The 12,486-nt window shown below is 50.3% G+C and carries 7 protein-coding genes; 4 read left to right on the top strand and 3 right to left on the bottom strand.

What is annotated here, in order from left to right:
• Positions 1-7 precede the first annotated feature (7 nt).
• On the bottom strand, positions 8-1,198 hold the full coding sequence (locus tag F0L74_RS12465) for a DUF3179 domain-containing (seleno)protein (protein ID WP_149838189.1): 1,191 nt from the start codon (positions 1,196-1,198) through the stop codon (positions 8-10).
• Between the two features lie 158 nt (positions 1,199-1,356).
• Here F0L74_RS12465 and F0L74_RS12460 point away from each other — a divergent pair, with 158 nt between their 5' ends.
• Both F0L74_RS12460 and F0L74_RS12455 read left to right on the top strand, forming a co-directional pair.
• Entirely contained in the window at positions 1,357-2,097 is a 741-nt protein-coding gene (locus tag F0L74_RS12460; RefSeq protein ID WP_149838188.1) for an SDR family oxidoreductase, read from the top strand.
• A gap of 284 nt (positions 2,098-2,381) precedes the next feature.
• Complete coding sequence (locus F0L74_RS12455; RefSeq protein ID WP_149838187.1) at positions 2,382-5,414, top strand: carbohydrate-binding protein; 3,033 nt, start codon at positions 2,382-2,384, stop codon at positions 5,412-5,414.
• 79 nt (positions 5,415-5,493) lie between these two features.
• Here F0L74_RS12455 and xth read toward each other — a convergent pair whose 3' ends face one another.
• Positions 5,494-6,270 (bottom strand): exodeoxyribonuclease III, encoded by a 777-nt coding sequence (gene xth / locus F0L74_RS12450; RefSeq protein ID WP_149838186.1) that lies wholly within the window; start codon positions 6,268-6,270, stop codon positions 5,494-5,496.
• Between the two features lie 108 nt (positions 6,271-6,378).
• On the bottom strand, positions 6,379-7,392 hold the full coding sequence (locus tag F0L74_RS12445; protein WP_149838185.1) for a LacI family DNA-binding transcriptional regulator: 1,014 nt from the start codon (positions 7,390-7,392) through the stop codon (positions 6,379-6,381).
• A 311-nt stretch (positions 7,393-7,703) separates the two neighbouring features.
• Here F0L74_RS12445 and F0L74_RS12440 point away from each other — a divergent pair, with 311 nt between their 5' ends.
• Together F0L74_RS12440 and F0L74_RS12435 are read left to right on the top strand one after the other, a co-directional pair.
• Positions 7,704-10,877, top strand: a complete 3,174-nt coding sequence (locus F0L74_RS12440) for a SusC/RagA family TonB-linked outer membrane protein (protein ID WP_246197690.1) — start codon at positions 7,704-7,706, stop codon at positions 10,875-10,877.
• Between the two features lie 20 nt (positions 10,878-10,897).
• On the top strand, positions 10,898-12,469 hold the full coding sequence (locus tag F0L74_RS12435; RefSeq protein WP_149838184.1) for a RagB/SusD family nutrient uptake outer membrane protein: 1,572 nt from the start codon (positions 10,898-10,900) through the stop codon (positions 12,467-12,469).
• The last annotated feature ends 17 nt before the right edge of the window (positions 12,470-12,486 follow it).

The following is a 12,486-nucleotide window of genomic DNA, read 5'->3' as shown; positions in this document are numbered from 1 at the left end:
CGCATCTTTATTGTAGTTCCTGGTGTAACGTATTTGGATGGAATGTTCTCCACGAATGCCAGAACTCCTGGTAGGCCTGTACAGGCTTCAGGATCTGTGACCGCAGCGGGCCGGCAATACAGCGGCCGCTAACATCCCAGGTAGATTGTGTGTTAAGGTCTGTAAACACATCCATGCCATGCCCTTTCACAAATTGCAGCGGGGCGCCATTCACCCGGCGGTCCCATACACGGAAGGAGGCGGTATCCCCGTCCAGCACGATCAGCAGGGGCAGATCCGGTATAGAGTCCTGGATCAGCTGTTTACTGGTCAGCTCATTCCAGTCATAGGCCTTGGCATGTTGCCGGTGGCGTATACCGATCACCCATGACTTAAAACGCCAGGATGCGGGATCCCTTTTTTCAAGTCCGCTGTTAATAGTGCCTTTGTCAAACAGGTGCAGCTGTGCATATTGCTCGTTAAAAGTGGTGTCTGCCTGCAGCACCAGGGAGTTGGGGTACAGCCGCAGCCAGGCCCGCAGGCTAAGCTGGTGGGAGGGGAGCTCCCGCAGGTGTTTGCCCTTCAGCGGGCCGGCAATAGCCTCGCCGGTGGCCTGCCGCCACCAGCTTTTGGTGCCGGCGTCCTCAAACATCGCATTAAAATGATCCATACCCACCAGGCGGAATTGCTCTTCCCGGCCATTGATCACAGGGCTGAATACCCGGCCGGTGCGGCATACGGTGCAGTAGGTCACCATTACCGGCGTATGGCCAACCGTATCCCTTACCTGGTGATGGTAGCCTATCAGTTGTATAGGGTAGGCTTTCGCTTCGTTATTGATCACCACGCCTATCACCAGCTTTTCCGCCGGTATGCGGTTGTTGTCCGCGGCTGCATAATCCTGCCGGTTGGGCGGCAGGAACATTTTATCCGCCAGGAAGCGGAAGTTAAACAGGTAAACTACCGCTGCATATAACAGCAGGCCGGCTACCAGCACGATCTTCTTCCATACCCGCGAATGACGGAAAATATGGATCATGGGATACAGGATGAGTAACCCACCCAGCAACCTTAACCAGTTAATGTTCTTATGCAGCCAGTAAGCAATATTGATAGTATCTCCCTGCTGACTGCCGGGGAACGGCATAATAAAGTATACGCGCAGGATCTCTACCGCAATGAGCAATAGTAAGCCGGTAATTAAAAGGAGCGCTCTCATACGTGGTTGATATACTTATACTAAACTTAAGCATTTTCTTTATATTTTACCCCTACCTTTAAATTTTGCACCTCTTCCTATAATTCTTGTACCCCAAAGGGGCTGCTTCAGTAGTAGCTTTGTATCATCAAATCAAACAAAAATAAAAACAGCATATTATGAGCACTCTCACTAACAAAGTAGTCCTGATTACCGGCGCCTCCCGTGGCATTGGCGCAACGATGGCCCTGCATATGGCAAAAGCCGGTGCAAAAGTGATCGTTAACTACGCTGGCAGTCAGGGCCCGGCAGAAGAAGTAGTAGCAACAATTAAAGCCAACGGCGGCGAGGCTATCGCCGTACAGGCAGACGTAAGCAAATCCGCAGAGGTAAAAGCCCTGTTTGACGCCGGTATCGCTCATTTTGGCAGGATAGACGTGCTGGTAAATAATGCCGGTATCATGATCACCAAGCTGCTAAAGGATACTACAGATGAAGATGTAGAACGCCAGTTCGATATCAACGTAAAAGGCGTGTTCTATGCCCTGCGCGAAGCCGCTACCCGCCTGGCAGATAATGGCTCTGTCATCAATTTTGGCACTACCATCAAACGTTTAATGGTGCCTACCTATAGCACCTATACCGCTACTAAGGCCGCGGTGGACCAAATGTCGAGGGTATTTGCCAAAGAAGTAGGCGCCAGGGGCATTAATGTAAACACCGTATCTCCCGGCCCTACCAATACAGAGCTGTTCCTGAAAGGAAAACCACAGGAAGTAATTGACCGCAACAAAGCAATGGCCGCTTTTAACCGCCTGGGCGAACCGGAAGATATTGCCAAAGTGGTGGTATTCCTGGCCAGCGACGACGCCAAATGGATCGATGGACAAGACATCGCTGTTAATGGTGGCGTAGCCTGATCTTAAATAGATTTATAAATAAAAAACCCGCCGTTATGGCGGTTTTTTTTACATTCCTCATAGCTGCCGTTATAAGTCTGTACCATCCCCAAAATAGGGTATTCCATCTTATCCCATATTGCAAATTTCCCGATATATGCTTAATATTGCTATAGAACCATATTGAAAACCGTATTTAAAGAACAGTGAAAACTATACCACAATTGACCAGCTTTAGATCCGGAAAACCTTAACCTTTTTTAACCCAGATATTTATCCATTCCATCAATTAAATCCTTTGAACAATGTTACCTTATTACAAAAAGAAACGTTTAGGCGTACTATTTTTTACGTCCGTACTGTTGTTATGCCAGTCCCTTAGCCGGGCACAGGTTAAAGTGGCCGAGATAGGGGCCAGCGTAGCCGCCGGTTTTGGCGTAGCCCCCTCAGAAGCTTATCCGGCCCAGGTAGGCCTTATCCTGGGCAATGGCTGGAACGTGGGCAATTTTGGAGAAAGTGGCGCTACCTTAATGACCAGCGCGGATTTTCCCTATGTACAGCGGCCCAATTACCCGCTGGCGCTTAATTTCAATGCGAACATCGTTACCATAGAGCTGGGCTCTAACGATGCCAAGAACTACAACTGGGTGCACAAAGCAGATTTTGTATCCGATTACGGAAAGTTGATCGATACCTTCCGGTCATTGCCATCACATCCGTTTATCTACATCTGCCTGCCTATCCCGGCCTTCTCCATGAACTTTGATATCAATGACAGCATCATTACCAACGGCGTGATCCCGCTGGTGAAACAGATCGCTGCGCAGAAAGGCACGGGCCTTATTGATCTCAACACGCCATTACAAGGCCATCCGGAATGGTACCAGAGCGACGGCATCCATCCTAACGCCACCGGCGCCCGCAAAATAGCGGAAGTAATTGCGCGTGTGCTGGCTGCGCCGGTGAACCTGGGCGCTACCGTTGCCTCTAAGAGCCAGATCAATCTCAACTGGACAGACCGTACCAACGAAACCAATTTCAAGATCCAGCGCAGCACAGATAGTATAAACTGGAATGATGTAGCTACCGTTGCGGCCAATACTAGCACTTACCAGGATAAGAACCTTACGCCTACTACCCGGTATTATTACCGCGTATACGCAACTACCGCTGTAGGCAACAGCTCATTCTCCAACACGGTTAGCGCTGTAACAGCAGCCGGCACATTGGTACCGGTAGTTACCAGCGCAACCACTGCCACCGGTACAGCGGGTACTGCTTTCCAGTACAACATCACGGCTACTAATACGCCGCAAAGCTATAACGCCACCGGCCTGCCGGATGGGCTAAGCATCAATACACAAACGGGATTGATCAGCGGTACCGCCGTATCATCCGGTGTGTTTAATATCGCTATCAGCGCTACCAATACGGATGGTACCGGTACTAAGACCCTGGTGCTGACCATGAACAAACCCGCAGGGCAATCGCCTTTTAACGGTACCCCCTTTACACTACCGGGCCGTATAGAGGCAGAGCAATACGATAACGGCGGCCAAGGCATTGCATACAGTGATGCGGACACGGCTAACCAGGGCGGTCAGTTCAGACCCAATGAAGGCGTGGATCTGGAAGCTTGCTCAGAAGGCGGTTATGACATGGGTTATATACAACCGGCAGAATGGGCCAAGTACTCCGTAAACATCACTACAGCTGGTACCTATACCGTACAGGTACGTGTTGCGGACCCCGGCGCTAATGGCTCCCTGCATGTGGAGCTGGATGGCGCAAATATCTCCGGCACTATCCATACGCCCAATACCGGGGGCTACCAGACCTGGCAAACCGTAAGCGCGGTAACCCCATCGCTGGCTACCGGTGCGCACGTGGTACGTGTGGTAATTGAAAATGGCGGGTTTAATATCAACTACCTCGACTTCTCCGTTAACAAACCGGTGATAGAGCATGCCGCTACCATACAGGCAGTGGCAGCCCTGCCGTTTACAGATACGGTAAAGACTAGTTTCAACCCAACCAGTTATGGCGCCAGCGGTTTGCCCCAGGGTCTTAGCATTAATACCACTACTGGATTGATCAGCGGCATACCCACACAACCGGGTACCTATAATGTAACGCTGAGCGCTACCAATGCCAGCGGTACGGGTACAAAAACAGTAACCTTTGTAGTGGCCAGCGGTACGCCTTTCAACGGCAGCGCAGTCACCCTGCCGGGCAAACTGGAAGCAGAAGATTTTGACCTGGGCGGTCAGAACCTGGCTTACTTCGATGCAGACACCGTATCCAAGCCCTGGCAATATCGCCCCACAGAAGCAGTAGACCTAGATGGCTGCTCAGAAGGCGGTTATGATGTGGGTGGTCTTGCCAATGGCGAATGGATCGCCTACACTGTGAATGTTACCCTCCCCGGCGCTTATACGCTGCAGGCACGCGTAGCCTCTCCCAACAACGGCTCTCATTTCCATGTAGAGCTGAATGGCGTAAACATCTCCGGCTCTATCAATGTGCCTAATACCGGTGATTGGCAGGCTTATCAAACGGTAGCTGTCACTACCCCTGCGCTCACTACCGGCGTACAGGTATTACGCATCGTTATGGAAACAGGCGGCTTTAATCTCAACTATCTTACATTCATCAACAATGCCAACCCGCAGGCAGGTAAGACCTTACCCGGCCGCATACAGTCAGAAGAATATGACGCCATGACCGGCATACAGCTGGAAAACACCGCCGATGTAAACGGCATACAAGACGTAGGCTTCATAGACGCTAATGACTGGATGGATTACAAAGTGAACGTAAAAACAGCAGGTACCTATACCATCGGCTTCAGAGTAGCCAGCCCCGGCGGCGGACAGCTGCAGCTGCGTTCCGGCGCCAGTAGCCTGGCAACCGTAAATATCCCCGCCACTAATGGCTGGCAGACCTGGATCACACAAACCGCTACGGTAACACTGTCTGCTGGTAGCCAAACCTTACGCGTGTTTGCCGTTACGGGAGGATGGAATATCAACTGGTTCGAAGCTAACAATGGTGCTTCCGGCGGCAGCCTGGTACTGGATAAGGCAGTTGCCGCTGATGCAGCGGTAGATCTGAACATATATCCTAACCCGGCCAGCAATACACTCACGGTGGCTGCGGATGGTGTTAACATGTCCGGCAAGGCGGTATATCCTGTTTATAGCAAAATGACGGGTCAGCGTTATGCGGTGCCTGCTTATGATAATAAACTGGATATTAGCCGGCTGCCCGCAGGTGTGTATGTGATCAGGATGTTGGTGAAGGGAAGTCTGGTGGCGAAGACGTTTATTAAGATGTAAAAGAATATTGATAGGGAAACAGAAAGGGTGTATCAGTTTATTTGCTGATACACCCTTTTTTTATTTAGAAGGCTGATATTTATTTCTCCGCCAGCTCGATCCACGTAGGCGCATGATCGCTCGATTTCTCCCATCCCCGTACATGCCTGTCTACCCCCGCCGCCTTTAAACGTTTCTTCAGCTGCGGGCTAAGCAGAAAATGATCTATCCTCAATCCGGCATTCCGTTCATACGCATTCCGGAAATAATCCCAGAAGGTATAAATGGTTTCCTTGGGGTGCAGTGTCCGGATGGCATCTGTCCAGCCCTGGGCAGCCAGCGTATGAAAAGCCTCCCGTGTCTCCGGGCGGAACAGGGCGTCATCCACCCAGCGTTCCGGTTTATATACATCCTGTTCTGTTGGCATTACATTGTAGTCGCCGGTAAGTATCACCGGCATATCCTGGTTCAGCAGGTCCTGTGCATGCGCCTGCAGGCGTTTAAACCAGGCCAGCTTATAATCGAACTTAGGCCCCGGCGCCGGGTTGCCATTAGGCAAGTACAGGCAGCCAATGGTAATACCATTGATAACGGCCTCTATATAACGGCTGTGCAGGTCTTCCGGATCGCCGGGCAGCGCACGCCTTACTTCCAGCGGCGTCCCTATACGCGACAGAATGGCTACGCCATTCCAGCTTTTCTGCCCATGCCAGATAGATTCATAGCCCGCATCCTGGATAGCCTGTAAAGGATACTTTTCCTGTGGAGCTTTCAGCTCCTGTAAACAGGCCACATCAGGTTGGGTCTCTTCCAGCCAGCGCAACAGTACCGGCAGGCGGCCGTTTACGCCGTTCACGTTATAAGTAGCTATTTTCATGGTTTAATATTAGGAAATTGAGGGGTGTTGGCAAAATTAAAGTGCCGGAGTAATCACAAAGGTCCTGTCCTAAATGTTATTTTATCATCTCATAATATAAAAATATATCTAACTCGAATTCCTCACAATCAATTCTGTTTTCAACACCCTTATTATACTCTTCCAATCCGCTACATCCCGGTTCATTTGGTCCAGCAACAGCTGCGCCGCTGTTTTCCCCATTTCCTTTACCGGCTGTGATACCGTCGTCAGCGCCGGGTCAATAAGCCCGGATGCATAATCGTTACTGAAACCCACTACCGCAATATCCTTCGGCACCTTCAACCCTCTTTTTTTGATCACCTGTATGATCTCTATGGCCGTAGGGTCATTAATAGCAAAGATAGCATCCGGCGGATTATCAAGGTTAAGGAGATGGTTCACATAGATAGGCACCTTCTCCAGGCTCAGATCATAGGGGATCACCAGCTCCTCATCCAGCTCTATATTATTTTTTCGCAGGGCTGCCTTATAGCCGTTTAGCCGCTTCTCGCTTATTTTTAAAGCCGGCGGCCCGGATAGATGAGCGATCCGTTTGCGGCCGCTTTCGATCAGGTGGGTCACCGCGCGGTAAGCGCCATCAAAATCATCCACAATTACTTTGGGCACATCCATATCGTCACATACCCGGTTGAAGAATACGATGGGAATACCTTTTCGCTGAAACACCTTTAAATGGTCAAAGTTTTTTGTTTCTTTAGTGATGGACACCAGTAACCCATCTACCTGGTTAGCCAGCATTACTTTGGTATTGGCTACCTCTGTTTCGTAGGTTTCGTTAGACTGACAGATCACCGTATTATACCCGGCCTTACTGGCTATTTCCTGCGCGCCTATGATCACGTTCGGGAAAAATGAGCTGGAGAACTCAGGCACAATAATGCCAATGGTATTGGTTTTATTGGTGATAAGGCTAATGGCCAGCATATTCCGCTGGTAATCCAGCTGCTCCGCCAGCTCCAGCACGGCCTGCCGCGTGGCGGCATGTACGCTGGGATGCCCGGTCAGGGCCCGCGAAACGGTGGACTTGGAAAGATTGAGCTGCTTTGCTATGTCAACGATAGTTACCTGGTGCCGCTTCATCAAGGGTGATTTAAGTGCCTGCCATAAAGAAACAAAATAATTCCATATTTGGGAACATTCCCACTAATTGGGAATGTTCCCAATGTTAAAACATCCATTTTTTTGTTCCCCGGATAAGGGTTAGTTATAATCTTTGGAATAATAAATTCACACGATATGAAAAAAACGTTATTAACGATCTGCTCCCGGCAGATGATCCCTACACCTGTACACCTACCTTTTCCTTCACTCATGCGCCATGTCGCTGCTTAAACTGCCCTAAGGGGGCCTATGCCGTATTATCAATCAAAAACTAAAACAAGTTTGGGGGTATGCATAAAAGTATTGTCTTATCAGCGGGATACATACTGCTTTCTTTTTTTATCATCTGTTTGGGGATGGACGCCCGTGCGCAACAGCCGGCTGCGTCCTCTGCAAAAACAACAAGACCCATCACGGGAAAGATCACGGATGCGGAAGGTACGCCACTGGTAGGCGTAACCGTTCGCGTAAAAAATGGCGCGGTATCCGCCATCACCAACGAAGACGGGATCTACAATATGAACCTGCCTGAAACGCCCGGTCTTGCACTGCTTTTCTCTTATGTGGGTTACCTGAGTAAAGAGATAAAACCGGTAGCCGGCAGAAGCGTGTATAACACCACCATGTTGCCCGCCATCAGGGGCCTGAATGATGTAGTGGTGATCGGTTATGGTACCGTCAGGCGTAAAGATGTTACCGGTTCCGTAGGGGAGGTGAAGATGGCTGATCTCACTAAAGCGCCGGTGCCTTCTTTTGAAGAGGCCCTGGGCGGACGGGTAGCCGGCGTACAGGTATCCGCCAATGACGGACAGCCGGGCGCACCGCTGAATGTGGTGATCCGCGGCAATAACTCGGTAACACAGGAAAACTCCCCGCTCTATGTAGTGGACGGTTTCCCTATCGAAAACCCTTCCAATAACATCTTTAACCCGGAGGAAATCGCTTCTATCGAAGTATTAAAAGATGCTTCGGCTACGGCTATCTATGGCGCCAGGGGCGCCAACGGCGTTATCATCATCACCACTAAAAAAGGAAAGACCGGCGCGCCGGTAGTATCCTATCAAACCTGGATGGGCACACAGCAGAATATTAAAAAGCAGGAGATGATGAGCCCCTACGAGTTTGTGAGATACCAGCTGGATCTGAATCCTACCCTTTATACACCGGTATACCTCAATAACGGTAAAACCCTGGAGGATTACAGGAATGTAGCAGGCGTTGACTGGCAGGACCAGGTATTCCGTAAAGCATTCATGCAAAACCACAGCCTGTCTTTAAGAGGCGGTAATGAGCGTACCAAATATGCGCTGTCTGGTTCCTTGCTGGATCAGGACGGCATTATTATCAACAGCGGCTTCCGCCGTTACCAGGGCCGGATAGTGGTAGACCAGCAGGTGAGCGATAAGATCAAAGCGGGCGTGAATGTGAACTACACCGCTACCAGAACTTTTGGCACCATTTCAAATACCACCGGCAATGGGCCTACGTCCAGCCTTATGTACAGCGTGTGGGGCTACCGCCCGGTGACTGGCGATTCTGCGGCAGATGGCTCGCTCATCACAGAACCGTTTGACCCGGATGTGGACCCGCTGAACGAATACCGTATGAACCCGATCATCTCTACACAGAATGAGTATAACCCGGTGTTCAACAATACCATGATCGCTAATGCCTATATAGAGTATACGCCGGCTAAATACCTCACCTTACGGGTAACGGGCGGCCTTACCAAAGAAGCCATCAGGAGAGAATTGTTTTATAATGCCAATACCCGGTTGGGTAATCCCAAGAGCAGCAACCTGGGGGTGAACGGTTCCGTGATCAACGCGGAAAAAAGCAGCTGGCTCAATGAGAATACGCTTACCTATGCAAGGGTCATCAACAGGGATCATAACCTGAATATAATGGGCGGTATGACGTTGCAGAAAGTGTCCGCCTACAGCTACGGCTTTTCTGCCAGCCAGGTGCCCAATGAACTGCTGGGCATCAGCGGCCTGGATGAAGGTACCATCAATACCGCCCCCACAGCAAAATCAGACAATGCGCTGATGTCTTTCCTGGGCCGCGTGAATTATGGTTATAAATCCCGCTACCTGCTCACCCTTTCCTTCCGCGCGGATGGTTCTTCTAAGTTCCCGGATAATAACCGCTGGGCGTACTTCCCCTCCGGTGCGGTGGCCTGGCGTATCGTAGAAGAATCGTTTATGAAACCGGTACGGTTTATATCTGATGCTAAACTGCGTGTAGGGTATGGCTTAACGGGCAACAACCGTGTGTCTGATTTCGCCTATCTCACCTCTTTACAACTGTTCCCTTACTCCGGGTATAGCTTTGGTAATTCAACAGCACAGGGTATTATTCCCAACAACCTGGGCTATCCAAAGCTGAAATGGGAAACTACCGCGCAAACGGATATCGGGCTGGACCTGGGCTTTTTTAAGAACAGGATCATGCTCAGCGCGGACTATTACAAGAAGAATACCCGCGATCTGCTGTTAAATGCCACCCTGGCGCCTTCTACCGGTTACCTGAGCGGCATCCGTAACATAGGTAAGGTATCCAACGAGGGGCTGGAGTTTACGGTCAACACGATGAATATCCAACGTAGAAAATTCTCATGGTCCACCAGTTTTAATATCTCATTTAACCGTAACAAAGTGCTGCAGCTGAATGAAGGCGAGCCCAGTTACGCTTCCCGGATCACCTGGGGCAACTTCAACAACGCTTATCCCTATATCGCTATTCCGGGCCATCCCATTGCTTTATTCTACGGCTTTATGTTTGATGGCATTTATCAGTACAGTGATTTTAACAAGCAGCCGGATGGCAGCTATGTGTTAAAAAGCAATGTGCCCAACAATGGCAGCCCCCGTGCCAGCATACAACCGGGGTATATCAAGTACAAGGATATCAATGGCGATAACCAGGTGGATAACCAGGATCTCACCATTGTGGGCAATCCCAACCCTATCCATACCGGCGGTATCTCCAATAATTTCACTTACCACAATTTTGATCTGAATGTGTTCTTCCAGTGGAGTTACGGTAATGATATCCTGAATGCCAACCGTATAGAGTTTGAGAACGGCGATGTACAACGGCAATACCTGAATATGTTTGCTTCCTACGCTAACCGCTGGTCGCCGGATAACCAGAACAACAGTTTATACAAAGTAGGCGGGCAGGGGCCGCTGGTATATTCTTCCCGTACCATAGAGGATGGGTCTTTCCTGCGCCTGAAAACAGTAGCCCTGGGGTATAACCTGCCTGTTGAGCTGTTGAGAAGGGTCAGCATCAAGTCCCTGCGGATCTACGCATCGGCACAGAACCTGGTTACCTGGACCAGCTACTCCGGGCTGGATCCGGAAGTATCTGTAAGGCAATCTGCCCTTACGCCGGGCTTTGACTGGTCCGCATATCCCAAAGCAAGAACGATCACCTTTGGGCTTGACCTGACCTTTTAACGAACTAAAACGCTACGATCATGAAGAGATCTATCATCTTACTATTGGTGCTTACAAGCAGCGTTTTTAGCGCCTGCAACAAGTTCCTGGATACGGCGCCGCAAGACTTTGTTACGCCGGACAATTACTTTAACACAGAAGCAGACCTGGACCGCGCATTGAACGGCGTATATAACCGCCTCATAGATAATTTTGGCAGGATGTATTGCCGGGGTTTATTCAGCTTCCTGGTGATCAGCGATGAGTTCTTTTACAAAAGCATTACCGTAAACCAGCTGAAGGTAATGGAGTTTGACGCCGGACAGCTGGATGTAGGCAAGCTGTGGGAAGTGGCCTATTCGGGCATAGACCGGGCCAACCTGCTGCTGGAGAATGTGAACAAACCGGTAATGGACGAGGCGAAAAGAAATGCCATCAAAGGCCAGGCGCTTTTTCTAAGGGCATATTACTATTTCATACTGGTAGATAATTTTGGCGGGGTGCCGTTGAAACTGTCTTCCACTAAATCACCTACAGAAGCGGCCCTGCCGCGTGCAAGCGTAGCGGATGTGTATGCGGCAATTGTAGCGGACATGAAAGAGGCGGAGCCGCTGGTAAATGATATCAGCAGTTATACCAATAATGAGCGCATAACCACCACGGTGGTGCAGGCTATCCTGGCCAAAGTGTACCTGACCATGGCCGGTGCGCCCCTGAACGATGCAACAAAATACCAGGATGCGCTTACCTATGTCAATAAAGTGATCGCATCTGGCAAACATTCCCTGAACCCGGATTATAGCCAGATCTTCATCAACCATTCCAGGGATATTAATGAACCAAAAGAATGCCTGTGGGAAATAGGCATGTACGGCAATCAGCAAGGCGCGGTACAGCTGGCCGGCTCGGTAGGTATTGAAAACGGCCTGGAATGCCCGGATGATAATATCGGCTACTCCGGCGGGGCGCTGCATATTACAGCCAGGTTATTTAACCTGTTTGCAGCGGACGATCCGCGCCGGGATTGGGCCATTGCCCCGTATAAATACGTGGTGACCGGTGGCGTGCCTACAAAATCGTTCTACACCGCTGCACAGATCTATGAGCGCACCTGCGGTAAATGGCGTCGCGAGTATGAAACACAATCGCCTAAGAACCGGGTGTACAACTCGACTAACTTCCCGGTAATGCGGTACGCAGATGTGCTGCTCATGAAAGCGGAAGCGGAGAATGCCGTGAACGGCCCCAATGCGGACGCCTATAATGCCATCAACATGGTGAGAAGAAGAGGCTACGGTAAACCGGTAAATACGCCGGATGCGGCAGTAGACCTGGCGGCCGGTCTGAGCAAGGAAAGTTTTCAGGCAGCGCTGCGGGATGAGCGTGGCCGCGAGCTGTGTTTTGAAGGTGCGCGTAAACACGATCTTATCCGCTGGGGGCTATATGTGTCCAACATGCAATCGCTGGTGCCGGATATTGCGGCTACCGCCCCTGCGGCTTATAAGTATGCGGGCAATGCGGCTAAGAATGTAACTGCCAGGAACGTATTATTCCCTATCCCAACCACAGAGCTTACTATTAACCATACCGTTACACAAAACCCGGGTTGGTAAGTAATGACCTTAAACGT

Source organism: Chitinophaga agrisoli (assembly GCF_008386695.1).
GTDB lineage: Bacteria > Bacteroidota > Bacteroidia > Chitinophagales > Chitinophagaceae > Chitinophaga > Chitinophaga agrisoli.
The sequence above is the reverse complement of the archived record's forward strand: the minus strand, read 5'-3'. Positions and strand labels throughout refer to the sequence as shown.